At 53.8% G+C, this 26,212-nt stretch carries 28 protein-coding genes; 12 read left to right on the forward strand and 16 right to left on the reverse strand.

What is annotated here, in order from left to right; translation table 11 throughout:
- Positions 1–281: 281 nt before the first annotated feature.
- The 3 genes from K0H80_RS11850 (at position 282) to K0H80_RS11860 (ending at position 1,697) form a co-directional block, all read left to right on the forward strand.
- Positions 282–584, forward strand: a complete 303-nt coding sequence (locus tag K0H80_RS11850) for a PilZ domain-containing protein (protein WP_220071711.1) — start codon at positions 282–284, stop codon at positions 582–584.
- Positions 585–697: 113 nt separating this feature from the next.
- On the forward strand, positions 698–1,366 hold the full coding sequence (locus K0H80_RS11855; protein ID WP_011866122.1) for an AAA family ATPase: 669 nt from the start codon (positions 698–700) through the stop codon (positions 1,364–1,366).
- Positions 1,353–1,697 (forward strand): replication protein RepA, encoded by a 345-nt coding sequence (locus K0H80_RS11860; RefSeq protein WP_220042713.1) that lies wholly within the window; start codon positions 1,353–1,355, stop codon positions 1,695–1,697. The genes K0H80_RS11855 and K0H80_RS11860 overlap by 14 nt, the downstream gene beginning before the upstream one ends.
- A gap of 62 nt (positions 1,698–1,759) precedes the next feature.
- On the opposite strand, the gene K0H80_RS11865 is transcribed toward K0H80_RS11860, so the two are convergent.
- Complete coding sequence (locus tag K0H80_RS11865; protein WP_041406649.1) at positions 1,760–2,002, reverse strand: YecH family metal-binding protein; 243 nt, start codon at positions 2,000–2,002, stop codon at positions 1,760–1,762.
- A gap of 157 nt (positions 2,003–2,159) precedes the next feature.
- On the opposite strand from K0H80_RS11865, the gene K0H80_RS11870 reads away from it, so the two are divergent.
- The 3 genes from K0H80_RS11870 (at position 2,160) to K0H80_RS11880 (ending at position 6,120) form a co-directional block, all read left to right on the forward strand.
- On the forward strand, positions 2,160–3,857 hold the full coding sequence (locus K0H80_RS11870) for a sensor histidine kinase (RefSeq protein ID WP_220071712.1): 1,698 nt from the start codon (positions 2,160–2,162) through the stop codon (positions 3,855–3,857).
- Positions 3,854–4,564 carry a two-component system response regulator BtsR gene (btsR, locus tag K0H80_RS11875; RefSeq protein ID WP_220071713.1) on the forward strand — a complete coding sequence of 237 codons (711 nt, stop codon included), beginning with the start codon at positions 3,854–3,856 and terminating at the stop codon, positions 4,562–4,564. Before K0H80_RS11870 ends, btsR begins: the two co-directional genes overlap by 4 nt.
- Positions 4,565–4,683: 119 nt before the next feature.
- A complete protein-coding gene (locus K0H80_RS11880; protein ID WP_011866127.1) occupies positions 4,684–6,120 on the forward strand; it encodes a carbon starvation CstA family protein in 1,437 nt (478 codons plus the stop codon).
- 135 nt (positions 6,121–6,255) lie between these two features.
- Here the strand turns inward: K0H80_RS11880 and K0H80_RS11885 are convergent, their stop codons facing one another.
- The 9 genes from K0H80_RS11885 to K0H80_RS11925 form a co-directional block, all read right to left on the reverse strand.
- The gene (locus K0H80_RS11885; RefSeq protein ID WP_144204362.1) at positions 6,256–6,795 is read right to left on the reverse strand and encodes a YaeQ family protein; all 540 of its coding nucleotides are present in this window, start codon (positions 6,793–6,795) and stop codon (positions 6,256–6,258) included.
- Between the two features lie 68 nt (positions 6,796–6,863).
- Entirely contained in the window at positions 6,864–7,775 is a 912-nt protein-coding gene (locus tag K0H80_RS11890; protein ID WP_220071714.1) for a precorrin-2 dehydrogenase/sirohydrochlorin ferrochelatase family protein, read from the reverse strand.
- A gap of 70 nt (positions 7,776–7,845) precedes the next feature.
- On the reverse strand, positions 7,846–8,163 hold the full coding sequence (locus tag K0H80_RS11895) for a putative signal transducing protein (RefSeq protein WP_220071715.1): 318 nt from the start codon (positions 8,161–8,163) through the stop codon (positions 7,846–7,848).
- A gap of 172 nt (positions 8,164–8,335) precedes the next feature.
- Positions 8,336–9,283, reverse strand: a complete 948-nt coding sequence (gene secF, locus K0H80_RS11900; protein WP_220071716.1) for a protein translocase subunit SecF — start codon at positions 9,281–9,283, stop codon at positions 8,336–8,338.
- Between the two features lie 13 nt (positions 9,284–9,296).
- Positions 9,297–11,147 (reverse strand): protein translocase subunit SecD, encoded by a 1,851-nt coding sequence (gene secD / locus K0H80_RS11905; protein WP_220071717.1) that lies wholly within the window; start codon positions 11,145–11,147, stop codon positions 9,297–9,299.
- A 39-nt stretch (positions 11,148–11,186) separates the two neighbouring features.
- Positions 11,187–11,519 (reverse strand): preprotein translocase subunit YajC, encoded by a 333-nt coding sequence (gene yajC / locus K0H80_RS11910; RefSeq protein WP_041406650.1) that lies wholly within the window; start codon positions 11,517–11,519, stop codon positions 11,187–11,189.
- Positions 11,520–11,546: 27 nt separating this feature from the next.
- A complete protein-coding gene (gene tgt, locus K0H80_RS11915) occupies positions 11,547–12,671 on the reverse strand; it encodes a tRNA guanosine(34) transglycosylase Tgt (RefSeq protein WP_011866134.1) in 1,125 nt (374 codons plus the stop codon).
- A gap of 168 nt (positions 12,672–12,839) precedes the next feature.
- Positions 12,840–13,877, reverse strand: a complete 1,038-nt coding sequence (gene queA, locus K0H80_RS11920; RefSeq protein WP_220071718.1) for a tRNA preQ1(34) S-adenosylmethionine ribosyltransferase-isomerase QueA — start codon at positions 13,875–13,877, stop codon at positions 12,840–12,842.
- A gap of 71 nt (positions 13,878–13,948) precedes the next feature.
- Positions 13,949–14,110: a hypothetical protein gene (locus tag K0H80_RS11925; protein WP_220074042.1), complete on the reverse strand. Its 162-nt coding sequence runs from the start codon at positions 14,108–14,110 to the stop codon at positions 13,949–13,951.
- A 176-nt stretch (positions 14,111–14,286) separates the two neighbouring features.
- Between K0H80_RS11925 and K0H80_RS11930 the strand changes: the two genes are divergently transcribed.
- On the forward strand, positions 14,287–14,880 hold the full coding sequence (locus tag K0H80_RS11930) for an acyl carrier protein phosphodiesterase (protein WP_220071719.1): 594 nt from the start codon (positions 14,287–14,289) through the stop codon (positions 14,878–14,880).
- A gap of 69 nt (positions 14,881–14,949) precedes the next feature.
- On the forward strand, positions 14,950–15,447 hold the full coding sequence (locus K0H80_RS11935; protein WP_220071720.1) for a protein disulfide oxidoreductase: 498 nt from the start codon (positions 14,950–14,952) through the stop codon (positions 15,445–15,447).
- Positions 15,448–15,527: 80 nt separating this feature from the next.
- Here K0H80_RS11935 and K0H80_RS11940 read toward each other — a convergent pair whose 3' ends face one another.
- The gene (locus K0H80_RS11940) at positions 15,528–16,880 is read right to left on the reverse strand and encodes a sigma-54-dependent transcriptional regulator (RefSeq protein ID WP_220045291.1); all 1,353 of its coding nucleotides are present in this window, start codon (positions 16,878–16,880) and stop codon (positions 15,528–15,530) included.
- Complete coding sequence (locus K0H80_RS11945; protein ID WP_220071721.1) at positions 16,880–18,514, reverse strand: sensor histidine kinase; 1,635 nt, start codon at positions 18,512–18,514, stop codon at positions 16,880–16,882. Before K0H80_RS11945 ends, K0H80_RS11940 begins: the two co-directional genes overlap by 1 nt.
- Positions 18,515–18,851: 337 nt before the next feature.
- Between K0H80_RS11945 and K0H80_RS11950 the strand changes: the two genes are divergently transcribed.
- Positions 18,852–19,628, forward strand: coding sequence for a hypothetical protein (locus K0H80_RS11950; protein ID WP_220071722.1), 777 nt, complete (start codon positions 18,852–18,854; stop codon positions 19,626–19,628).
- A gap of 96 nt (positions 19,629–19,724) precedes the next feature.
- A complete protein-coding gene (locus tag K0H80_RS11955) occupies positions 19,725–20,060 on the forward strand; it encodes a hypothetical protein (protein ID WP_220071723.1) in 336 nt (111 codons plus the stop codon).
- A gap of 75 nt (positions 20,061–20,135) precedes the next feature.
- Here the strand turns inward: K0H80_RS11955 and K0H80_RS11960 are convergent, their stop codons facing one another.
- From K0H80_RS11960 to K0H80_RS11970, 3 genes are read right to left on the reverse strand one after another with little or no spacing between them, the layout of a single operon-like run.
- Positions 20,136–21,650, reverse strand: coding sequence for a PhnE/PtxC family ABC transporter permease (locus K0H80_RS11960; protein ID WP_220071724.1), 1,515 nt, complete (start codon positions 21,648–21,650; stop codon positions 20,136–20,138).
- 32 nt (positions 21,651–21,682) lie between these two features.
- A complete protein-coding gene (locus tag K0H80_RS11965; protein ID WP_220071725.1) occupies positions 21,683–22,357 on the reverse strand; it encodes an ATP-binding cassette domain-containing protein in 675 nt (224 codons plus the stop codon).
- 4 nt (positions 22,358–22,361) lie between these two features.
- Entirely contained in the window at positions 22,362–23,216 is an 855-nt protein-coding gene (locus tag K0H80_RS11970) for a putative selenate ABC transporter substrate-binding protein (protein ID WP_220071726.1), read from the reverse strand.
- Positions 23,217–23,455: 239 nt separating this feature from the next.
- Between K0H80_RS11970 and K0H80_RS11975 the strand changes: the two genes are divergently transcribed.
- Both K0H80_RS11975 and K0H80_RS11980 read left to right on the forward strand, forming a co-directional pair.
- The gene (locus K0H80_RS11975; protein ID WP_011866145.1) at positions 23,456–24,130 is read left to right on the forward strand and encodes a response regulator; all 675 of its coding nucleotides are present in this window, start codon (positions 23,456–23,458) and stop codon (positions 24,128–24,130) included.
- A complete protein-coding gene (locus tag K0H80_RS11980; RefSeq protein ID WP_220071727.1) occupies positions 24,121–25,470 on the forward strand; it encodes an ATP-binding protein in 1,350 nt (449 codons plus the stop codon). The genes K0H80_RS11975 and K0H80_RS11980 overlap by 10 nt, the downstream gene beginning before the upstream one ends.
- On the opposite strand, the gene K0H80_RS11985 is transcribed toward K0H80_RS11980, so the two are convergent.
- Positions 25,467–26,162, reverse strand: coding sequence for a 2OG-Fe(II) oxygenase (locus K0H80_RS11985; protein ID WP_220071728.1), 696 nt, complete (start codon positions 26,160–26,162; stop codon positions 25,467–25,469). The genes K0H80_RS11980 and K0H80_RS11985 overlap by 4 nt on opposite strands.
- Positions 26,163–26,212 lie beyond the last annotated feature (50 nt).

The raw sequence follows: 26,212 nt of genomic DNA on the forward strand, positions 1-26,212 counted from the left end.
AGCAAGTTATGGGGCGGTAAGCTATTAAGACGGTATGCTATTAAGACGGTAAGTGCCGCCCCTCTTATCACAAAATGCCTGACTCGGCCGACACACGTAAATCCCTCAAGCGTCACTGTGCGCCTATTCACTCCTCATCGCTCCTCACTAGCCGGTTTACCCCATCAGCTCGCCTGCAAATAACTAACCGTTATTCATGTTGTTATAACTATTATTTCCCTCATAAACTGTGCTACGTTTAAAAGGCTTTACCCCTATCTCTAACAGCAAGGAATACTCTGATGGATCAAAGCCACGAAGATTTTGAAGAACGCCGTCAATCCCTGCGGGTTGACATGGAAGCCGAACGCATACAGATCTCATGGACAGATGGCTTAGGCGTGGTGCACACAGATGATGCTATCTGTATGGATCTGGCACGTCGTGGTGTGCTGATTGAATACAAGCAGGCCTTTACCCTGGGCGAGCTGCTCACCGTTACCTTCAATCCCAACACAGATAAACAAAACAGCATCAAGGCTCAGGTGTGTCGCTGCAGCGAATGTGCCCCGCACCGTTTCCAGGTTGCGATGCAAATTATTTAGGCTTTTCAGTGAACTAAAAACGGGAGTTCAGGCAGTATCCATAACTCTGTTCTATACTAAACAGCACAAGTTCTGCGACATAAATCAGTGCCAATGCTTGAGGGAGACACGCTATGATTCTGCTTGTTGGGGGTGAGAAAGGCGGCGCGGGCAAGAGTTGCCTGGCCCAGAATATCGCCGTACATATCACTCAAAAATTCAATGCCAACGTATTGATGGTCGACTGTGATCCCCAGCGCACCACCTCAGACTGGATCCAGGCCCGTAACGAAGATGCCAGCCTGCCTGCGATCAACTGTATCCAACTGTACGGTAAAATTCGTAATGATCTGCTTGGGTTGGACCAAAGGTTTGACTATGTGATCGTCGACTGTGGCGGTCAGGATAACCTGGCGATGCGTGCGGCCATGTCGGTAGCCACCTATGTGGTGCTGCCACTCAGGCCCAAGCGGCGCGATCTCAAGACCCTCCCCCATATGGAAGATATGCTCAGCACCTGTAAGATGGTTAACCCTAAGATGGTTGCAACCGTGGTGATGACGCAATGCCCTGCGCTGCCCAGCCAATATAAACGCATATTGGAGGCCAAAGAGGTGGTTGAGTCATTTGGGCTGAGGGTATTGGACGCGGTAACCTTTAGCCGCAACGTCTACGATGACAGTGAAGAACAGGGATCGTCGGTCATCGAAATCGAACCGGATGGAAAAGCCGCCGCCGAGATACGTGCTATCGCCGATGAACTGTTTGCGATACCACCAGAAAATTCCTATGAGCTTAACTGATCTTAAACGTCGTAAATCCAAACCTCGCAAGAAATTGTCGGTTGAAGATTTTATCGAGGATGCCAACAACTATGCGTTTGGTCAGCCGAGCCTTGCCAATCGCGTCAAGAAATCGCGCAAAACCAACACCACGGTCAATCAGAAGAAACAGGCGAGTCGCATCTTTCGCCACGCCACCTTCACCCTGACCGAGACCAGCATAGCCCAGCTCAATACGCTGGCGAAGGAGAGCAAGGTCGCCAAGTCTCGGCTGATCCGTATGATGATCACCGAGTTCGCCAGAAAATCCAAGGCCGAGCTAGAGGTGCTAATAGAGCTCAGCCAAGACTAGTCATCCGTAGGGGCTATTCGTTAGTGGCTATTAGTTGATGACAAGTCGTTGATGACAAGTCGTTAGTGATTACAGATACGATCGGCTGCGGTGGCTATCCCTTCGGCCGACTCGGTAAACTTACCCTTACGCTCGAGAAACGCGATCAGCTCCTGGGCGTCCATCTCGCTGGCCGAGCAAGTATGATAACGAGCCTGCTCACCAAACTCCTTATGCATGAGCTGAGTCAGCTCCCCCTTAGATATTGCGCGGCCCAGGGACAACATAAGTTCCATCACCTGATGGCCATGAATTGAATCTGACATACTCTTCCTAAAAGATATAAAATAGATATCTCTTTATAACCTATCTCGGTAGCAGAAACTTTGATCCCGAGCCCAAAGCCCGCCCTTGTCCTAAAACCAGCGCCAGTGCTATGCTGAGGATCACTAAGGCCTCTCCCACACGAGTACCCAAGTTTCTATGCCTTTAATCCTCCTGCTCACCCAACAGATGTGCCTCTACCTGGTCATAGTGTACCTGCTGAGTAAGACGCCACTGTTTAAGCTATTTGCCGAGACGGCAACCCGTCTGCCTCATAAGATCTACATCTATCTTATCTTCTCGGGTTTCTGCATCATGGCCACCTATTTTGGCGAGCAGACCAACGATGCCATCGCCAATACCCGCGCCATGGGCGCCGTGCTCGGCGGCCTGTTAGGCGGACCGGTTACCGGCTTTTTGGTGGGCCTAACCGGCGGCCTGCACAGATACAGCATGGGCGGCTTTACCGACTTGGCCTGTGCCATCTCCACCACGTTAGAGGGCCTATCGGCGGGCATAGTCGGCTATTACCTGCGTAAGCAAAACCGCAGCGAGATGGTCTATGCGCCGCTGCTGGTCGCCCTGGTCACCTTCTCCGCCGAGATGTTACAGATGGCGCTGATCCTGGCCATCGCCAAACCCTATGGCGAGGCCCTAGCCCTGGTGAAACAGATAGCCCTGCCCATGTTGACGGTCAACTCCATCGGCGCCGCCCTCTTCATGAGCATGGTGCGGGATCAGAAGACCATGTTCGACAAGCTCTCCTCAGCCTTCTCCACCAAGGCACTTAAGATTGCCGAGCGCAGCGTGGGGATCCTCTCCAAGGGGTTCGATCAGGAGGGCAGCACTAAGGTGGCGCAGATCATCTTAGAGGAGACCAATGTCGGCGCGGTGGCGATCACCGACAGGGAGAAGCTACTGGCCTTCATCGGCATCGGTGACGACCATCATATTCCCGGCACGCCCATCTCATCTAAGATCACCCAAGATGCCATAGAGCAGAACTGCGTCATGTTCGCCGACGGTGTGGAGACCCCCTATGCCTGCTCAATCTCGCCTCAGTGTCGCCTCGGCTCCAGTTTGGTGATCCCATTGAGGTGCGAGTCTGAAGTGATAGGCACCATCAAGCTCTATGAGCCTAAGAATAAGCTGTTTCTCAACATCAACCGCACGCTGGGTGAAGGGATCGCCAGGCTGATGAGTAACCAGATCCTCTATGGTCGCTACGAGCTGCAACAGAGCCTGCTGACTCAGGCAGAGCTCAAACTGCTGCAGGCGCAGGTCAATCCCCATTTCCTGTTTAACGCGCTCAACACCATCGCCGCCATCATAGGCAAAGATCCCCTGATGGCGAGGCAGCTGCTGCAACATCTGTCGCAGTTTTTGCGCATCAACCTCAAGCGCACCACAGGCCTGGTGACCCTCAGCGACGAGCTGGAACATATTGACGCCTATCTCACCATAGAAAAGGCGAGATTTATCGATAAGCTCAGCGTGCATATCGACATTCCAGCCACGCTGCATCAGTACCGCCTACCGGCCTTTACCCTGCAGCCCATCATAGAGAATGCGGTGAAGCATGGTACCTCACACCTGCTGGAGCCCGGGGAAATCTGGGTCAGTGGCAGAGCCGAGCAAAATTTATTAATATTGGAAGTAAAAGATAATGCAGGTCTGTATCGAGAAGAGCTCAATGCAGACACCTCAGGATTAGGTATGTCCATCGTCCATAAGCGGATCCAGAGCCTATTTGGCCCCCACTATGGCGTTAAGATCAACTGCGAGAAGGACCGTTTTACTCAAGTCATTATTACCCTGCCGCTAAATGATGTGGCACAAACGGAACCCACAGCGTGATCACTTGCTTAATTATCGATGATGAACCCTTTGCCCGCGAAGCCCTCAACGACCAACTTCAAGCCTATCCCGATCTCGAGGTGATAGGCCAATGCAGTAACGCCATCGAGGGGATGCAGGCCATAGGCAAGCTCAAGCCGCAGCTGATCTTCGTCGATATTCAGATGCCCAAGATAAGCGGGCTCGAGATGGTGGCCATGTTGGATCCCGACAGCATGCCCAGGGTCGTGTTTGTCACCGCCTTCGATGAATACGCCATCAAGGCCTTCGACAATCATGCCTTCGACTATCTGCTCAAACCCGTGGACGAGGCGCGCCTGGCCACCACTATATCCAGGGTGCGCAGAGACCTGCACCAAGTGCCACTCGATGCCGTGTTGCCAACGATGCTCGAACATGTCCCCTGCTACTGCGGTAACCGTCTCAAGGTGATCAACGTCGAAGAGGTGGAGTTTGCCTTTAGCGATCTCAGCGGCATTCATGTCACCACGGCACAGGAGCAGGTGCACACCCATCTAACTCTCAAGGTGCTGGAGGAGAAGACAGATCTGGTACGCTGCCATAAGCAGTATCTGGTCTCGCCCCAGGCGATCAGCGAGATAGTTATCTTAGAAAACGGCGCCGAGGTCCTGACCCACTCGGGGAAGACGGTTCCCGTCTCCCGCCGCTTCCTGAAACCGATAAAACAGCTCTTCGGCTTTCACTAATACAGTTACTGGCTCGATTTTACCGCTTAATCTGCTTATTCGACCACTCACCTAAATGTCGGTTTCCTTAAATTGCCGACAGGTTACACTCTTGTTAACTTTAAATGGGAGTACTAATTATGATGTGGTTTCTAATGTGTGTCGGCCTGCTACTCGGCGGATACTTCATCTACGGTAAGTTTGTTGAGAAGGTGTTCGGTATCAATACCGCTCGCCAAACCCCCGCCTTTACCAAGACAGACGGCGTCGACTATGTGCCTATGTCAAAAGGTAAGGTTTATCTGATCCAGCTGCTGAACATTGCTGGCGTCGGCCCCATCTTCGGCCCTATCTTAGGTGCCCTCTATGGTCCCGCCGCCATGCTGTGGATCGTGATCGGTTGTATCTTCGCCGGTGCGGTGCATGACTACTTCTCTGGCATGCTGTCGGTGCGTAACAATGGCCAGTCTGTGCCAAACCTTGCCGGTAAGTACCTGGGCAACAGCGCCAAGCACTTCATGAACGTGTTTGCCATCATACTCCTACTGCTTGTGGGCGTGGTCTTCATCTCGGCGCCAGCTGGCCTCCTCGGTAAGTTAACCGGTTGGGACGTTAGCCTGTTCCTCGGCATCATCTTCACCTACTATCTGATCGCCACTATCGTGCCGGTCGACAAAATCATTGGTCGCCTCTATCCCTTCTTCGGCGCCCTGCTGCTGTTCATGTCTGTGGGTCTGACCATAGCACTGATCGTCTCTAGCGAGCACACATTGCTGCCAGGTTTCAGCGCCGGTGACTTCCTGTCTAACCTGAACCCTAACGACATGCCACTCTGGCCTGCCCTGTTCATCACCATCGCCTGTGGCGCCGTATCTGGCTTCCACGCCACTCAGTCCCCGCTGATGGCTCGCTGCGTCGAGAATGAATCTAACGGCCGCTTCGTGTTCTACGGTGCCATGATAGGTGAAGGTATTATCGCCCTGATCTGGTGTGCTATCGCACTGTCATTCTTCGGCGGTGTAGAAGGCCTGAATGCCGGCATGGCGGGCAACCCTGCAAACGTTGTGTATGAAGCTTCTACAGGCCTGCTAGGCGCTGTGGGTGGATTCATGGCTATCCTAGGTGTGATTGTTCTCCCTATCACCTCTGGCGATACCGCATTCCGCTCTGCACGTCTTATCTTGTCTGAGTTCTTCAAGATGCCACAGACTGCATTGCCTAAGCGTCTGGTTCTGGCTATCCCACTGTTTGTGATTGGTGCGATTCTGACTCAGGTTGACTTCGGGGTGATCTGGCGTTACTTCGGTGTGGCTAACCAGACCACGGCCGTGATGATGCTTTGGACCGCTTCTGCCTACCTGCTGCGCCATAACAAGCTGCACTGGATCTGTACCGTACCGGCCATGTTTATGACCACTGTGGTTATTAGCTTCCTGCTGAACTCTGCCACCTTAGGTGCTGGCCTACCTATGACAGTCTCTACCATTGCCGGTGTGGTATCGACCTTGGTCATTACCGCACTCATCATAGTGAAGACTAAGGGCCGCGGCGAAGAAGAGTTACCCGAAGAAGCCTAATTCTCTCCAGTAACATCCCCAAAGTAAAAAACCAGTCGCGAGACTGGTTTTTTTATGTCTGTGTCGGTGTCGCTCACAACACCAATCCTTTTAACGCTCAACACCAATCCTTTTAGCGCTATACGCCTGAGCGATTTATCCCTTTAGCTGCTCAGGGGTAATATGCACGCTGCCGCTATCGTTGGAGAGCCACACCTCACCCTCGCTGATATTGTATTGCAGGCTCATGTTGCGACTGACCATCTCGCCCATTGCCTTCACCTGCTCTTCGGGTAGGTTCCACACAGCAAGGTTCTGATAACGGCTGAGGGCCTGCTCATTTTGCTGCCACCAGATAGGCACGGCGCGGCCGCCATAGGTATAGAGCAACACCCTATCGGCGCGGCTGCTGGCCTTTCTCAGCCACTTCTCATCGCTCTGACCAAACTCGATCCACAGCTCTATCTCGTCGCTCAAGGATTTCTGCCACAGCTCGGGCTCACCCTCGACGCACAGCCCCTTGCTAAAGGCCAGGGTGTCGCTGGCGTTCAGGGCAAAGGCGAGCAGCCTGACCATCATGCGGGCATCGGTTTCGGAGGGGTGTTGTGACAGCGTGAGGGAATGATCTTGATAGTAGCCACGATCCATGTCGGCAATCTGCAGCTGCACTTTATAAACGGTTGCTTTGGGCGCCATAATGCTCAGTCGTTAAGAATAAAGCGCCTAGTTTACCCTAAATAGGCGCCCTTTGAGCAAGAGATGCGTTACAGTGCGCCCGGGCGCAGGTGTTTCGCCATGGGGAAATGGGCCACCAGCTGAGCTATAGTCTCAGTTTCAGCGTAGACCATCACCCGCTCGCCCTTGTCTAATCTGGCTGACAACTCACTGAGCGGTAACATGGGCTGACGCCCGGCGTCGCGGCGCACCAACTCAGACAGGCGCTCTGGCAACGCTAAGTCACTACAGAGCCAGTCGAGACGCTGCATCATAGGCACGGCGGCCAGAGGCAGCAGATCGATTGGGGTGTGGGCCTCTAGCAGCAAGAGCTCGCCGCTACCCGAAAGCGTACCGAACGCCTGCTCGAAATAGCTACCCGAGCGCTCATCGAATCTGTCGCCATTGAGGCGGAAGAACTGCTCCCAGAACAGCTTACGCTGCTCAAATGCCGGCAGGCGATGCTGCACCTCGGTGCGTTTACCTGCGATAAAATCGAACAGTTCACTCAAGGAAGCCGGCAGCCAGGTCTCCAAACGTGCCCTAAGCTCGCGGGCAAACACGGGGGCGGCGCCACTGGTGCTAATAGCAACCTGTAAGCGGCCCCTGTCGACGATGGCGGGGGTGATGAAGTTACAGAGCTTGGGGGCATCGACTACATTGACCCAGAGCCCAATTGCCTTGGCCTGCAGGGCAAACTGACGATTGAGAGGCTCGTCACTGGTGGCCATATAAAGCAGATCTATCCCTTCGAGGTCATCGAGCTCGGCAAATCTCTGCTCCAGGGCGATCTGCCCCTGGTTAGCCATGGCCATCACGGCGTCACAGACATCTGGGGCGATCACCCGAATATGGGCCTGGGTGCGGCTCAGCAACTCAAGTTTGCGGCTGGCGACGTCGCCTGCGCCTATCATCAGGATCTTCAGCCCATCGGCCTGGGCGAAAATGGGAAAATATTGCATCGATTAAATGACTTGTCTCGACTAAGGATAAGACAAGAGTAAAGTAAGCCTCTGCGAGCGGCAAGCACTACTAGCTAAGCTGCTCGCTACGCTCGGCGCTGCAATGCCAGCAGAGCTCAAAGTTACCTTCATTCATCTCGTGGCATTTGACGCACTGCCACTTTGGACTCTCGCTGTTTAGGGTCTCAAGCTGCGCCCTGGCATCTTCGTATTGCGATTCGGCCACCCAAAGCTCGACATCCTGCAAGTCGACCGGCAACTCGCCGATCCCCCCCAGCAAGGCCTCGCCTCGCAGTTCGACCCCGATACCGCAGGCCTCCAACATCCCTTTCCAAGCATGGGCCTGTAATAAGTTACCACCGGCCACCAACTTACTGCGCTCTTCCATCTTTATCCCCTACAACGCTTGCTCTTTTTGGCAAATTATCAGGTGTATTGATTAATCGCTGAACATCCTAGCCTTAAAACTTACATTTTGTCGAGTCGGGATCCGGCCAAATTGGCAATAAAAAAGCCACGAAATCGTGGCTTTTTCATGACACTGGTCGGGCAGCATGTGCCTACGGCATCAATGCATCCTGATCCGCGCCCTCTTTTTCGATCTCCACAGGCATCATATGCTCGCGGTTGATCCCCAGCTTGACCGCCAGGAAACTCGCCACATAGATAGAGGAGAAGGTACCCACGAAGATACCCATCAGCAAGGCTGTCGCGAAGCCGTGGATCATGGTGCCGCCCTTGAGGAACAGGGCCACAACCACCACCAGGGTCGTACCTGTGGTGATGATGGTACGGCTCATGGTTTGGGTAATAGAGTTGTTTACCACCTCTTCAGGGGTGCCCTTACGCATCTTGAGGAAGTTTTCACGGATACGGTCAAACACAACGATAGTATCGTTGAGCGAGTAACCTACTACCGTCAGCACACCCGCCAGCACCGTCAGATCGAACTCCAGCTGGAACAGCGAGAACACACCAAGCGTGATGATCACGTCGTGCGCCAATGCCGCCACCGAACCGAGCGCCAGACGCCATTCGAAACGGAAAGAGACGTAGATAAGGATACAGATCAGCGCCACCAAGACGGCTAGGCCGCCCTGCTCGGCGAGCTCTTTACCCACCTGAGGACCAACAAACTCGACACGCTTCTGGCTTACACCAGGATCGACTTTGGCCGCAGCCTCCATCACATGCGCAACCTGTAGGTCGCTCTTAACGCCTTCCTTTACCGGCAGACGAATGAGCACGTCGCGGCTCGAACCAAAGTTCTGCACCACGGCGCCATCTGTCTCGTCTGAGGTCAGGGCTGCGCGCAGCTGATTCAGATCGACAGGGTTCTTAAACTCCATCTCAACGACGGTACCGCCGGTGAAATCCAGACCCCAGTTAATTCCATTAATCGCCAGAGAAGCCAGAGAGCCGATCACCAAGATGAGTGATAGCGCACTGATAGCTACGGCGTGACGCAGGAAGTTGATCGTGCCTTTAATTGATAAAATCTCGAACATGGTCAACGTCCCCTTAAATAGACAGTTTCTTCACGCGCTTACCGCCCCAGATAGCGTTAACTATCGAGCGAGTACCCACGATGGCGGTGAACATAGAGGTCGCGATACCTATCATCAGGGTCACGGCGAAGCCTTTCACGGCACCCGTACCCACGGCAAACAGGATCAAGGCCGTCATAAAGGTTGTGATGTTGGCATCGGCAATGGTTGAGAACGCGTTGCCATAACCTTCATGGATCGCCTGTTGTACGCTGCGTCCTGCACGTAACTCTTCACGAATACGCTCGTAAATCAATACGTTACCGTCAACCGCCATACCGACTGTCAATACCATACCGGCAATACCCGGTAGGGTCAGCACGGCGCCGGGGATCATAGACATGACGCCCACTACCATTACTAGGTTAGCCGTCAGCGCCAGGTTAGCGATAAGACCAAAGCCGCGATAGTAGACCAGCATGAAGATCAACACGACCGCCATACCCCAGATCATCGCCTGCAGACCGTTGTCGATGTTCTCCGCACCCAGGCTAGGACCAATGGTGCGTTCTTCGACAATTGAGACTGGCGCGATCAAGGCACCGGCACGTAGCAAGAGGGCAAGGCTTTGCGCTTCAGAGTGATCAAGACCGTTAATAACGAAGTTACGGCCCAGACGCCCCTGGATGGTCGCAACCGAAATCACCTCTTCGATCTTATCCATCTTCACGCTGCCGTCAGGATTCTTGGCACCGTTATCTTTATACTCGATGAACAGGGTCGCCATCGGCTTGCCGATGTTGTCCTTGGTCACGTTGGAGAAGATAGAACCCCCCTTAGAGTCCAGGTTAATAGACACCTGAGGACGGCTGTATTCATCGAAACTTGGTTGTGCGCCCTGGATATGGTCACCGGTGAGCATCACCTCTTTGTGCAGGGCCACTTTACCGCCCTCGCGGCGATCGTAGATCTGCGAACCTGGTGATACGCGACCGGCTGCAATCGCCGCCGCATCGGCCTTCTCGTCTACCATGTGGAATTCAATAGACGCGGTAGCACCTAGGATATCCTTGGCGCGGGCCGTGTCTTGAACACCCGGTAGTTCGACTATGATGCGCTCCGCGCCTTGGCGCTGAACCACAGGCTCGGCAACACCCAACTCGTTTACACGATTACGCAAGGTGGTGATGTTCTGCTGCAGCGCTTCCTCTTTCACTTGCTTGAGGTAGATCTCGCTCATGTTCGCTAGCAGCATGAAATCGCTACCAGACGACGCATCGACGAACACCATCTCGTTAGTGCGGCTCTTGAGGAATCGTTCTGCCTTGGCTAAATTCTCGGCATCACGAAACTTGATCTCAATCCCTTTAGGGGTATTGCGAATACCCGCATAACGAATTTTTTCACCACGAAGATCGGTTCTGAAATCGGCAATTTTCGCTTCGGTCATCTTACGGATCGCCTCGCTCATGTCCACTTCCATCAGGAAGTGCACACCACCGCGAAGGTCCAGACCCAGCTTCATCGGGCTACCACCCATAGACTCCAGCCACTGAGGCGTAGCCGGGGCCAGGTTAAGCGCCACGATATATTTGTCGCCGAGTACCTCGGCAATTGCTTCTTTCGCCAGCAGTTGCTGGTCTGCATCGGCAACACGTACCAATAGCTGACCGTTCTCCAACTCTGAACGCTTCACCGCGATGCCTTTCGCCGACAGGATGTCAGTGACTTCACTCTGAGTCGAAGCATTAACTTCCGCGCCACGTGTGGCCACGACTTGCACCGCGTGATCTTCACCAAATAAATTTGGTATTGCGTAGAAGGCACCGACGGCGATGATCAACGCCACCATCAGGTTCTTCCACATTGGGTATTTATTTAACACACCATCGCCCTCTTGGCTTAAAGTGACTTAACTTTCAACTTAAAGTGACTTAATAGACCCTTTAGGCAAAACAGCCGCTATGTAATCCTTCTTGATTGTGATTTCTGAGGTTTCGTTGATCGTCAGCAACACATAATCGTTGTCATCGCTGATCTTAGCGATCTTACCCAAGATCCCACCACTAGTGAGCACTTCATCACCCTTGCTCAACGAGCTCATCAGGTTCTTATGTTCTTTTACACGCTTAGATTGCGGACGGAAAATCATGAAGTAAAAGATCAGACCGAAAATGACCAGCATGAAAACCAGTTCCATGGTACCACCCGCACCACCTACTGGCGCATCGGCTGCGTATGCATTTGAAATGAACATATTTCTCTCTTCTTATTAGCAGTAAAATTAATCGGATAACTTAGGAACTTCGCGACCTTGACTGGTATAGAACTCCTCAACAAAGGCGTCTAATGTACCTGTCTCGATAGCACCACGCAAACCTTCCATCAACATTTGGTAGTAACGCAAGTTGTGAATGGTGTTTAAACGTGCTCCTAAAATTTCATTACAACGATCTAAATGGTACAGATACGCCCGTGAGTAGTTCTTACAGGTGTAGCAGTCACACTTAGCATCGAGCGGTGAAGTATCATCACGATGACGCGCATTGCGGATCTTGATAACGCCTTCACTGGTAAACAGGTGGCCGTTGCGCGCGTTACGAGTCGGCATGACGCAATCGAACATGTCGACACCTCTACGTACCCCCTCAACGAGATCCTCCGGTTTACCTACCCCCATCAAGTAACGCGGCTTATCGGCCGGGATCTGTGGGCAGACATGCTCCAGAATGCGGTGCATATCTTCCTTTGGCTCCCCAACCGCCAAACCGCCGACGGCATAACCGTCGTATCCTATCTCTAACAAGCCTTTAAGGCTCTCATCGCGCAGGTCTTCATACACACTGCCCTGAATGATCCCGAACAAGGAGTTAGGGTTTTCCAAACGGTCAAACTCATCGCGTGAACGCTGTGCCCAACGCAGCGACATCTGCATCGATTTACGTGCCTCGTCGTGGGTCGCCGGGTATGGCGTACATTCGTCGAAGATCATCACCACATCTGAGCCCAGCGAGTATTGGATCTGCATCGACTTTTCCGCGTCCATGAAGATCTTCTCGCCGTTGATTGGCGAGCGGAAATGCACGCCCTCTTCGGTGATCTTACGAATGTCACCCAGGCTAAATACCTGGAATCCGCCTGAATCGGTTAAGATAGGACGCTGCCAGTTCATGAAGTCATGCAGATCGCCATGCTTACGCATGATCTCTTCACCAGGACGTAACCAAAGGTGAAAGGTGTTCCCCAGCAGAATATCGGCGCCCGTGGCGCGCACTTCTTCTGGCGTCATCCCTTTAACCGTACCGTAGGTGCCCACAGGCATGAATGCCGGCGTCTCTACCGTACCGCGTTCGAACACTAAGCGACCGCGACGCGCGCGACCATCGGTTGTATCTAATTCAAATTTCATTTTTAACCTCGCCAGAGAAACAGTCTGACTCTCTTCGTGCCATTAAAACAGACACAGCTGAACAATAGAGATAAGGGCAAACAACTCAGTATCAACCCTAATCAATAAAAATCTCTAAAAAAATACCCACCTCAAGTGTGGGTGGGTATTTTAAAGCAAAATCATCGCTTAGATCGCTTTTTTAGTCACAAACATGGCATCGCCATAGCTGAAAAAGCGGTATTTTTGCGCAATCGCGTGCTGATAGGCGTTTTTCACCTCATCGAAGCCGGCAAAGGCACTGATCAACATGATGAGGGTCGATTCCGGCAGGTGGAAGTTAGTCACCATGGCATCGACAATTTGAAACTCATAACCTGGGTAGATAAAGATGTCGGTGTCGTTGCTGTAAGCCTTAAGCTCCCCTTCGCTGGCCTTGGCCGCACTTTCTAATGAGCGCACCGAGGTGGTGCCCACGGCGATGACGCGTTTACCGGCCGCCTTGGTGGCCTTAATGCTATCGACCACATCCTGAGGCACCTCGGCCCACTCGGAGTGCATCTTATGATCTAAGATGCTGTCGACCCTAACCGGCTGGAAGGTGCCCGCGCCCACATGCAGGGTCACGAAGGCAACATTTACCCCTTTCTCTTTCAGCGCGGCGAGCAGAGCATCGTCAAAGTGCAGACCCGCAGTCGGTGCAGCCACCGCGCCAGGATTCTGGTTGTAGACGGTCTGATAGCGCTCCTTATCGGCATCCTCATCGGGACGGTCGATATAGGGCGGAAGTGGCATATGACCAACCTCTTCGAGCACCTCGAGTATGCTGGACTCGCTATTGAGTTCAAGCTCAAACAGGGTGTCGTGACGGGCAAGCATGGTCATCTCGTAGCCGCCATCTAAGCAGATGATGGTGCCGGGCTTAGGTGACTTGGAGCTACGCACATGAGCCAGAATACGCTTGTCGTCCAGCATACGCTCGACCAAGATCTCCAGCTTGCCACCGGTTTGCTTCTGACCGAAGACGCGCGCCGGGATCACTCGGGTGTTGTTGAACACCATGAGATCGCCAGGGTTAACCATCTCCAGGATATCGGTAAATTGCTTGTCCGCCACCGCGCCGCTATTTCCATCGAGTGTCAATAGTCGGGACGCCGTGCGATTAGGCATGGGGTAACGGGCGATCAACTCATCGGGAAGATCGAAAGAAAAGTCGGCAACGCGCATAGTCTGTCTCTGCTTAGCATAAATCGGCCGCTAGTCTATTGGCAGATGATGATAAGATCAAGACACACAGCTTAGCTGGCCTTCTTCTCCTTGTCTGCCACAACAAGATTGGCCTGAAGATCTAAGCTGGCTTTTCGATAACTGTGCTGTTCGAAGGGGATATCGACCTCGACCCGCCGCCGTCGAGAGGAAGATTTTTTGCCTAGGCGTTTCATTAACCAGTTCCACATCATCCATGATCCTTTAAACCGATAATTAATATGAGGAGTCATAGGTGCACATCCTGCCGATCCCAATACCTAAGCGAGCAGTCGGTTAAAGATAACGTCGCGTAGAATAAAGGTTTCATCGCACCTTCTGGCATGATAACGTGAAAAGCGTGATTTAACAAAGCAATTAACTTTATCTAATGAACTTTTTGGCTCATCTGCACCTGGCAGATAACAGTAAAACCGATCTTGCCGCCAACCTTGCCGGTGATTTTGCCAAGGGCAATATCGCCGACCATCCCAAAGCCCTGCAACAGGGGATCTGGCTGCACAGGCAGATAGACTCGCTTACCGATAGCCATGAACTCACCAAGGAGCTCAAGGCGGCCTTTCCCAAGACGCTGCAACGCGCCGCGCCGATACTGATCGATCTGGCCTTCGACCATATGCTGGCCAAATATTGGGAAGAGTATCATCACCTGTCCCTGCCCGACTTTGCCCAGCAGGCTTACCTAGCGCTCAGCAGCGCCGAGCAGCTGCCTGTTAATCTGAGCGATATCATCATTCGCATGCGCCAGGAAAACTGGCTTATCGCCTATGAAAGCCGTGAAGGGCTGAATCAGACCATCAAGGCGGTGAGCAAAAGGGTCTCTAAGCCCGAAATTTTCGATGGCGCCATCGACACGGTTAAGCGGATGGATACCGAGATAGAGATAGCCTTTCGCACCTTCTATCCCCAGCTGATGGCCTACAGCCGCATTTGGACCCGCCAGACGCCGCCCGAGTTTCTCTAGCCGGTGAAGCGCTAAACCTAAGGGTTCAATTCTGTGTCATCGACCTTCAAAAGCCTGGCAAGCAAGCTAATGCCGTTCGTTAGGCCTAGGCGCAAGCGCTATCGCTATCTCAGAGATGCCGCGTTAATGGTGCTGGTTGCCTTTGCGGTGCTCAGCTATCAGCAGCGCAACATGATCTCAGGCGAGGCGCCGCCCCTGAGCGGCTTCACCATCCAAGGCCAGCCCATTGCACTTAAGCAGGGGGAAGTTACCCTGGTCTATTTCTGGGGCACCTGGTGCCCGGTCTGCCGCGTCACCTCCCCCATGGTCAGTAACGTTTCCGAGCAGCACAAGGTGATCAGCATAGCCGTTGCCTCGGGCACGGATGGTGAGATCAACCAATTCATGGCGGAGCACGGCTATCAGTTTGACGTCATCAGCGATGAGGAGATGCTGCACCAAGCCTGGGGCGCAAACGTTTTCCCCGCCATCTATATCGTCGACAAGCAAGGGCAAATTCGTTTTAAGACCTCTGGCGCCACCAGCAGCTGGGGCATGAGACTCAGGCTGTTGCTCGCGGCCTGGTGAGCTATCGCTTTAATTGACATAGACGCTATCAATAGCCTTCTCGAGCGACAGCAGGCCGCTAATGCGGCAACACAGCTAATCTAGACCAGCTGATATTTCTCTAATCGATAGAGGAAGGCCTTGTAGCTCAGGCCTAAACACTTGGCGGCCTTGGTGCGATTGCCTTCAAAACGGTCCAAGGCCTGGCGCAGGCAATCTTTCTCGAAACTCTCCCACTCGATACCCGCCTCGGGCAAGACAAAACGCCTGGTATCCAGCGGCTGCGGCGCGGCGCCGAGTTCCTGCACCATCTCCTCTTCATCGCCGAGTAACACGAAACGTTCGATGCGATTCGCCAACTCGCGCACGTTACCCGGCCAGCTATGGTCCAGCAGCGACTTTAGGGTATCCCGGCTTAGCTTGGGCACCTCCATGCCATATTGATTGGCGTGGAGTTTAAGAAAGTGCTCCACCAGTCGGCCGATATCCTCGGGTCGCTCCCTAAGCGCCGGCATATGGATAGGCACCACGTTGAGACGGTAATAGAGATCCTCGCGAAAACGCCCTTCGGCCACCTCCTGCTGCAGGTCCCTATGGGTCGCGGCGATTACCCTGACATCCAGCTTGATCTCACTGTTCTGCCCGAGACGGGATATCACCCCCTCCTGCAAGAAACGCAGCAACTTGGTCTGTTGCAGCAGGGGCAATTCGCCTATCTCATCGAGAAAAACGGTGCCGCCATCGGCCGCTTCTAGCTTACCTATCTTCTGGGTATTGGCCCCCGTGTAGGCCCCCTTCTCGGCGCCGAACAGCTCTGCCTCGGCCAGAGACTCTGGGATAGCGCCGCAGTTGATGGCGATGAAGGGCTTATGGCTACGCGCCGACAGCTGGTAAAGCGCCCTAGCCGCCAGCTCCTTGCCCGTGCCACTCTCGCCGCCAATGAGCACGGTCGCATCTGTGGCGCTCACCCTCTGTACCCTCTGATACACCTTCTGCATCAGGGCAGATCGCCCCACCAGCCCCACCAGCTCCTGCTGCTGAGACAGCTCGGAAGAGAGGCGGCGGTTCTGCCGCTTCAGCGCAATAGACTTGGCCACCTTCTCTATGGCCAACAATAGACTCTGGCGCTGATAGGGCTTGGCCAGATAGTCGTCTGCCCCCGCCTGCATGGCATCCACCGCATGGGTGATGGTGCCGTAGGCGGTGGCGATGATGAAGCCCATGTCCGGATGTTCGCGGCGCACATAGTTAAGCAGATCCATGCCGGTTAACTGCCCCAGCTTCCAGTCGGAAAACACCAGATCCGGCGCCGATGCCTTAATCATCACGATCGCCTGCTCGACGCTGTCGGCGCTCTCCACCAAATACTGGTTGGCCGTCAACATCTGTACGATCAATGCTCTCTGATCCGGCTCATCCTCTACCACCAAAATATGCAACTTAGGCTGCTCCATCATACTTCCTCTGTCTGGGGCTTATCTTCTTGCTGTGTTTTATTACTATCCGGCTTGGCGAAATAGAGGGTCACCAGAGTGCCGCCGCCGGGATTATCATCGAAGGTGATGCGCCCACCATAATGCCCTTGAATCAAACGCTCGGCGATATAGATCCCCATGCCGGTACCTTCTGCCTTGGTGGTCACATGGGGCTGGGCCAGCTTATCACGCACCTCAGGGCTGATCCCTTTGCCTGTATCGGCCACGACTAAGGTATAACTCTCATCATCTTCCGCCAGGGTCAGGTCGATACGGCCTGTGTCCGGGGTGGCCTCCACCGCGTTGATCATCACGGCATGCAAGATGCTGCGGATCTCCGACTCGGCGCCCTGCACCTGAACCCCTTGATCCTCACAGTGAAAAGCGATGCTGGGTTTGCTGCCGTTGATCGACAGTTCCAGCAAGATATCCTGCACTGTGGCCGCCAGTGGTACCCAAGACTGGCGATTCACCTGAGTGCTCGACAGTGTCAGCAGAGATTGAATGCTCTTATCCATCATGGCGATCTTCTGCTGCATCTGGCTGAGCAGCTTGTTGGCATCATCGATTGACGCTGACTGGGCGACCGCCTCAGACAAGAGCCCCAGGGTGTGCAGCGGATTACGCAGGCTATGGGCGATCCCTCGAGTCACTTCACCCAATTCGGCAAGCTGTTTCTGCTGCGCCATCTGCTTCTTCTGCTCGCTTAGGGAGGCGAGCTGACTGCTCATCTTATTAAAGCCGTTGAGGATACTCTTTAACTCTTTGACCCCACGCTCATCCACCTGATAACCAAGCTCCCCCTGTCCCAACTTCTTGTGGCCCTTCGCCAGGGCCGATAGCGGCGCGCTGATCACATGGCTGAGCATATAGACCAGTAAGAGGCCAGCCAGTGAGCTCATCAGAATCGCCCCTATCATGGACTCGCTGAAACGCTCCAGCTGCTCGTTGGTCTCCTGATTAGGCAAGTTGATATCATGGGCAAACTCCACCGCAACCTTACCCTTCTCAGGCGTGGTGGGCGAGATAGGCGCGTCTATGATGGCCACGTTACCCTTGTCGAGCCAGCTGTTGGTGTCGATCTCAATCTGGCTCACGGCGTCATGCAGGCGCCGGCGATACTCATCGGCGGCCTCGCGCTTGGCCTCGGCAATACTGGCTCTTTGGCGCTGCTTCAGCTCCTTCTCGTAGGACATCATGGCGTTGAGATGATCCCTAAGCTCCTGCTGCTTGGCCGCCAATTTGGCGCGAAAGAATGCTTTCTGCTCGGCAGAGGCGTTGTCCGTCTCCATCTCCATGCGCACCACCTCTTCGCTAAGCTGGGCAATCGCTTGGGAGACAGATTCGATATCCTGCTCAAACTCCTGCCTGAGCGCCTCGGCATCTTGAAGCGACTCCTGCAGGGCCTGCTCATCAAACTGCACCACAAACTCTTGCTCTGTGCCGACGTTGTCGATCAGCACCTTCACCAGGTTTTGCGACAGATCCCGCGAGCGTTCACTGAGCTCGCTCTGCAGCTGCGCCTTATAGAAATGGGAAACCAGCAGCTGGCTGCCCCCCAATATCAGGATGAGCGCGCCAAATAGCACAAACAGATAACCTTTAATCGACATAGAGCCCTCTCGTTTCGATAACAATGCCGCGCCGGCGCTTGAGAAGATTAGTAATAGAGCGCCCGTCTCTCAGGTTATACAAAAACAGTACCAAGATAAAACCCCTTGTGGATCACCCGATTAGCCGCCGGGTGTCTCCAGCCATGCCTAGGTTAAGATTTAAATTTCCCCATATCGGGAAATCTATGTCCCATATGGGGGTAAGTCGGCAATGGCGACAGGCGAGTTTTAACGACAACTGCTCGCGAATGCCTTATCCAGTCTGGATTTCGCTAGTTTGGCACGCCTCTAGCAGTACATAGGGAAATCATAATTCATCACTACGGAAGGAAACACCATGAAACTCAATAATCTCACTTCGCTTATCGCCTGCTCTGCGCTGTTGTCATTTACCCTGGCGGCGGCACCTACCGACGTGCGTCAAATCGATTTTAATGACAATCAACTCAAGGCCAACTTGATTCAAGATGGCGACAAGGACACTAAGTTGACTCTGGATCTTGAAGGTAAGCAGCACCACTACAGCTTCAGCAATGATGAGATAAAAGATGAGAAGCTCATTAGACAGAAGCTCGCCAAGTTGCCTAAAGAGACCCAAGATAAGATGGTTCGCCTGCTCAAGCAGATCGACCGTGACGAGTCTCACTACCATTATCTGCGCCACAGTGAGCTATCTGAAGCCGATCAGGCCAGAATGGACGCGCTCACCAAGAAGATGGCCAAGAAAGAGGCCGAACTAGCCAAGCACATCGCCAAGATAGAAGTTAAAGTTGCGGCCAAAAGTGCTGAAATGGAAGCCAAAAGAGCCGAAATGGAACGTAAAGCCGCAGAGCTTGAGGCTAAGGCCCGTGAATTTGAGGTGATTATAGATACGCAAGACGGCGAGTTTAATAAGAACATTGAGCTGTTGTCGGACGATATCGCCGAGATCGCCACCGAGATTGCCGAGATCGAAATGAAATACCACGGTGACGGTGAGCGAGAGTTTGTGGTGATAAGAGGCGATGACGAAGCCGATGTGGAGCAGCTGATCCAGCTTATCGAAACCGGCAAGCTGAGCGATGACCAAAGGCGCAAACTTCAACAGGCGCTAAACAATGATGATCGCAAATAAATGAAATTGTGAACAATGCGATAGAATGCGCCGCTGCCCCAAGGTAATCTGCCACCAAGATGTTTACTCTCACTCCGACAACTTGAGGCAATTATCATGTGGTGGCGCATTCTCATCATCTTTCTCGCTTTCGCACTGCTCGGTGCCCACTTTATGCGCTTCGGCCAGACGCTGATCAGCGCGGCCTTCATCGCAGCGCCACTACTGTTACTCATTCGCCACGTGGCCATCACCCGCACCCTACAGTTGGTGCTTATCTTAAGCGCCATCTTCGTCTGGGGCCTGAGCGGCCTGGATTATGTACAGATGCGCATCTCGATGGACGCCCCCTGGCTAAGACTCGCCATCATAATGTCGGCGGTGACCCTGTTTACCCTGCTGGCATCATTTTGCTGCCAAGGCGTGCAGCGCCTGCGACAGGCTAGGCGCTAGACTCTCATTTAATAGTCATTCGCTAATAAGTCATGCACTAACGAATCATTCGCTAACTTGTCTTTCGCAAAAAAGTTAGACCACGCAAGATACCTGGCCGACCGCCATCCCTTGATTCAGGCGCTTGGCCAGCATTCGCCGCGCCAGGCTATCCACCAGCACGTTGAGTAAAGCGGTCACGATAAGCAGATAGAAGGCGTTGTTGTAACGTATCTCGCTAAAGGCGCTATCGATATAGAAACCTAGGGTCATCACCCCCAGCACGCCAAAGATGGCGGTCTCCCGCAGTATCACCTCGAAACGATAGAAGAGCAGCGACATCAGGTTGGGATAGATGCGCGGCAACACCTCATAACCATAGTGGTCGCTGCGGCGCTGGTACAGGGCGCTGGGTTTGACCAGGCTGTCCTGGCGCGTCAGCAGGTAGGCGATCAGGGCGCCGTTGTGCAGCCCCAAAGCCAAGATGGCGGGCAACATGGAAGGGCCACAGAGCATCATGAAGATGAACGCCAGAATATACTCTGGCATGGAGCGCAGGATCAGCAACAAGAGTTGCCCTATGGGCATAGAAAACTTGCCGCGGCTATGCATGCTGGCAAAACGATGGCCGAAAAGTGCCAGCAGATGGGTCAAGCCAAGTGCGCTTATCGCCAGCACTAAGGTGGCCCCCACGCCGGGTAAGGCCTGCTCAACAGTCAAACGCTGCCACCAGCTGGCAAATCGCGACAGTCCCTGAGCAAGCTCTTGCTGCCCATAGATCACCTCACGGATCCCCGGAGGCAGAATATCTACCGTTAAGAACTGCCAAACCAGCTGCAGATCCACGCTGGTCAGCTTAGGTAGGGTAAACAGCGCCGCCAACAGATAGAGCGGCAGCAGACGCCTGCGTGACCAGAGCGGGATAGTGCCGATCAGGACCACGAAGAGGATGAGCAGCGCCGCCCCCTCATGATACTTACCCTGACGAAAGGCGGTCTCCAAGTAGAAACCCAGGGTCGGCATGCCGATAAAGCCCAGCACGGCGCTGCTGCGCAGGGCACACTCGAACCGGTAGCGCACATAGGCCAGCATCAAAGGCAGCACATGACCAAGCTTTCCGTAGAAGTAAGCACTCAGCCTGTCGCAACCGAAAGGCAAGGTGTCATTGGTGCTAATGGGTGCCTGCAGCAGTATGTCATGAAATACCCTGGCGAAGGTGGCGCCATAGGGTAAGGCGATCGCCAGCACCCCCGTCACCGGCGACAGGCCAAAGACTTGCAGAAAGAGCAGCGCCCAGAAGATCTCATGGATCCCCCGCACCATGGCGCAGCAGGCCGCGACCCAAGGGGAGCGATAAATCAGCGCCAAAGGAGAGCCGAGCAGCAGGCCGAAACTCACCCCGAGCAGGGCAAAGCTCACCGTCTGCCACAGGGCATTGACCAGCGACTCGGTGGCGAAGAAATCTGGCGTCAGCAGCCCCTGCCCCATGCGCAGCAGCTCACCCCAGGGATCCAGGCTGATGATCTCAATATCGACAAACAGCAGACTGATCGCCACCAGCAGCCAGAGGCCCAATGTCAGCCGCTGCCAGGGCCCGACAAACTTAAACATCTGATCTAAACATCGAATGTGAACATCTAATTTTAAACATCCCCGCTCGCCGCCATCTGGTTATCGAAGAAGCAGGCCAGCTGCTCACCATCGAGCTCACACGTCGGCTTATCGAGCACCAATTTTCCCTCGCTAAGGCCTATGATGCGATCGAAGTGACTCAGGGCTAAGTCGCTGTCATGCAGCACCATGATCACGGTTTCGTGACGGGCCTTGACCAGACTCAGCAGGCGCTGGGCCATCACGGGATCCAGGGCGGAAAACGACTCGTCGCCGATGAAACTAGGTTTTTGCTGATAGAGCGCCCGCGCCAGGGCAACCCGTTGGCGCTGGCCACCAGAGAGCGAAGAGACAGGCTTCTGCAGCGGCGCCTCAAGGTACAACTCAGCGCACAGCTTGGCCACCTCTTCACGCCTCGCCGCCAATGGCCAGGCGAGATTTAACAGGTTATAGGCAAAGGAGTGTCTGGCCAGCGCGCCCATATAGACGTTATGGAACACGCTCAGGGCATCAACCAAACCTTGGGACTGACTGCATAGGGCGGCGTCTTGCTTAAGCTGCTCGTAGATATAACTCAGCAGCGTCGACTTACCCGCCCCAGAAGGACCGACTATGGCTAAAGACTCTCCCCGTTTAATCGACAAGTCGAGATCGTCGATGACCCGAGTCTCACGATAACTCAGGGAGAGTGATTCTATTTGGAGCACAGAATTAATCTAGCAGGCCGATCGCCGTGGCCACAGATTCGATAGGCTCGTAATCTGCGTTGTCTGCCTCAACAAACGACTGACGTGGGAAACTGGCCAGCAGATCCGGATCTTTCATTTCCAGTAGCGCCTTGGTCAGCTTCTCGGTAAAGCCTGCACCGAAACGTTGATCGGCGTCGGCGCGTACCGTCCACTGATAGTCGGGATAGGCAGGGGTTTCCCAGATAACCTTCACCTTGCTGGTATCGACTGTGCCATTGGCTACAGCGGTTTCCCACACCTTGTAGTTTACCGCGCCCACCTGGTAGGCGCCGGCCTCGACTTGGGCGATGGTGCGGCTATGGTCGCCAGAGAAACCGATACGGGTAAAGATATCTTTCACCTGCTTGCCCATGTTGCGCTCGATGTAAAATTGCGGCATCAGGCGGCCAGAGGTCGATCCTTTCGAACCGAAGGTAAAGGTATAACCGTTCAGGTTAGGGAAGTTGGTCGACGGCTCGAGCGGAGTCGAGGCATTGGCGATGAAGAAGCTCTTAAAGTATTGATCTTCATAACCCTGAGCAATCGCTTGTGAGCCAGGCACCAGACGTCTCGCCTGCACGCCAGAGAGGCCACCAAACCAGGCCAGCTGCACCTGATTGTTACGAAACGCGGTAACGGCTGCCGAGTAAGATTTGACCGGGACATAGTTCACCTTAACGCCCAGCTCAGTCTCCAGGTACTTTGCTACCTTGTTAAAACGCGTCTTTAGCTGACTCTCGTTTTCATCAGGGATGGCGGTAAAGGTAAAGGTTTCGGCTAATGTCGCCGGCACAAACAAACAGGTAAAGATTAAGGGTAGAATTTTAGCGAAGGACATATCTAGGCCTAAACGAGTAAGAAATTTACCGGATTCTAACCATTTGACAGGCAAATTAACAGGCGGAACATGACCTTATTGCTCACAAAAATCTAACAACTAAACTTTGTTTGAAGATGAGTCAGTCCCTGTTAAGCTAACCTATTATAAATTAATGTTTTATAAAACGTCCTCCGCTTGGCTAACAATTGCCCTAACGGGTCACCGAGCGAGCACTTAAATAAACATAGGCAAAGCATATGAGAATTTTGGTCGTTGAAGATGATCCCCTACTGTCCCACCACCTCAAGGTACAACTGAGCGAGTTAGGCAACCAGGTTCAAGTCGCCCAGACCGCCAAAGAAGGCTTCTATCAAGCGACTAACTATCCCATAGACATTGCCATCATAGACCTTGGCCTACCGGATCAAGACGGTATCTCGCTGATCCAGTCTCTGCGCAAGGCCGAACTTAAGGCGCCTATTCTTATCCTCACCGCCCGGGTCAACTGGCAGGATAAGGTCGAGGGGCTCAACGCCGGCGCCGACGACTATCTTGTGAAACCCTTCCAAAAAGAGGAGCTGGTCGCCAGGCTCGACGCCCTGGTGCGTCGCAGTGCGGGCTTCGTCAAGCCGCAGATCACCAGCGGACCGCTTGAGCTGGACTTGGCCGCCAAACAGGTCACCCTGGATCAGAGCCCCATGGAGGTGACCGCGTTCGAATATCAGATCCTCGAATACCTGATGCGCCACTGTCACGAGGTGGTGGCTAAACAGCGACTGCTGGATGTGATCTATGGCGATAAGGAAGGCGATCCCAACACAATTGAAGTAATGGTGAGCCGTCTGCGCAAGAAACTGACCAAGGGCGGACTGGAAAACCCCATCGCCACCATTCGCGGTCAGGGCTACAAGTTTAATCTGCCATGCAAATAAGGTTTAAGCCCAAACAGCGTCTGCTCACGCGGATGTTTCTCACCTCGCTCTCCATCATCGCCTTGGTGGGCTTCGGCCTCGCCTGGCTGGTCAACCTGTTGTATGCCCAGAATAGCTACAACGAGGAAACCGCCGAGCTTATCGCCGAGATCCCCAAGGTGGCCGCCGAGCTGAGGGAGCACGACCTGATCCCAGAGACCTCAGAATGGCTGGACGAGAACAACACCCCGGAAAAATATATCATCGCCAGCTGCAACGAGGATTTTAAGCAGGTATGGACCTCCTCTCTGGCCGTAGACCGTGGTCTGTTCGATACCTGCGAGCGCTTCAACGAGATACGCTTCGACTCGCCGCCCTACTACCTCAATCTCGCCGACAGTAAAAACTACTTCGTCTACCTGCTCTCGGTGGAGATCGCCAAGCAAAAATACAACCTGCTGGTGATGAAAGACGCTCAGAAGCTGGAGCAGGAATTCGACAAGTTCAGTCGCCGCACCTACTGGCGCCTCGGCATGATCTTGGCCCTGGCCTTAGTGCTATTGATCAGTGCTGGCTACTGGGGAATGCGTCCATTGGTGCGTATGCGTAACGAGCTGCACCAGGTCAGCAGCGGCAAGGCCAAGGCGCTCTCCGAGGATTACCCTGTGGAGCTCGAAGGGGTCACCCAGGCGCTCAACCAGCTGCTGGTACAATCCAGCGCCCAGCAGGAGCGCTACCAGAACGCGATGAACGATCTCGCCCACAGCCTGAAGACGCGTCTGGCGGCGGTGCACGCCATCACGGACGACCAGAGTTTGAGCAAGTCGAGTGCCAGCGAGAAGATCATGGAACAAGTCAGTCAGATGGATCAGTTGGTCAAGTATCAGCTCAAGCGTGCCATGCTCGGCCGTAAGGGCCTGAAACAGGAGCAGACCCTGGTTGCGCCGCTGATCGACCAGCTGTCGCAGATGCTGTTTAAGGTCTACCGTGACAAGCAGATCCAATTTAGCGCCGATATCCCGGATGATCAGGTGTTCCCCGGCGACAAAGGCGATCTGATGGAGCTGTGCGGCAATCTGATGGAGAACGCCTTCAAACTCTGTATCAGCAAGGTCGCGGTCACCGCCCGTTACGGCGAGAACAGCGAGTTTATCTTGATCGTGGAAGATGACGGCCCGGGGGTTCCCGAGGCCATTCGTCAACGTATCATTGAGCGCGGCGTGCGCGCCGACACTCAGAAGGCTGGCCAAGGCATAGGGCTTGCCGTCTGTAACGAAATCGTCTCCAGTTACAACGGCAGCCTCAGCATAGATACCTCATCCCTCGAGGGGGCGAGGTTCACCATCAAGATCCCGCTTTAACCCACAGAGGCGTATAGCTTCTCGGCGCGATTAAACATCACCCAGGAGGTGGCGATATACTTATCGCCACTGATGGGCATATTACCCCTGTGGCTGTGGGTGAAGCCAGCAGGGGCGATCACCATGGTACCCTTCTTCGGCTTAATCTTACGCTGCTGATAGAAGAACTCGGTTTCACCGCCCTCTTCCACATCGTTCAGATAAAACATATAGAGCACGACCCTGTGCAGCGCCTCGTTATGTCCCATCTGCGGAAACTGCTCCGAGTGCCAGTGGGGATAGCCCCCCTTACCCTGCTGATAATGCTGAATATTAATGGTGCCGCTGCGATACAGGTATTGCACCAAAGGCTGTACCCTGTGCCTTCCCAGGGTATCGAAGTTGTCCGGGGTCAGCGTCTGCGGCTTACCCTGCTCGTCCGCCAGAGTGACCGCCACCGCCCCCATCAAACCCAGGGCATATTTTTCAAAATATTGCGCGCTGTGTTTTAGCGTATAATTAAGGAGTTCGTTTCTCAGTGGCAGTAACTCCTGAAAGTTATCCATGGTTATGTCACGGCTAATTTTCTTTTCCAGGTCAACACCATGACCCGTAATACCATCAATGACACCAGGATGTGTGTTGACGGTCTCGATGAGACGATCGCACAGTTCATCTGGAATGGCATTGGGGTAGACTTCGATGAAATCCATGTACAACTCGCTAAATTAGACAAATTTGTGATGCAACTATGCTGACACAT

The organism is Shewanella aegiceratis (assembly GCF_019457495.1).
In the GTDB taxonomy this organism is placed as follows: Bacteria; Pseudomonadota; Gammaproteobacteria; order Enterobacterales; family Shewanellaceae; genus Shewanella; species Shewanella loihica.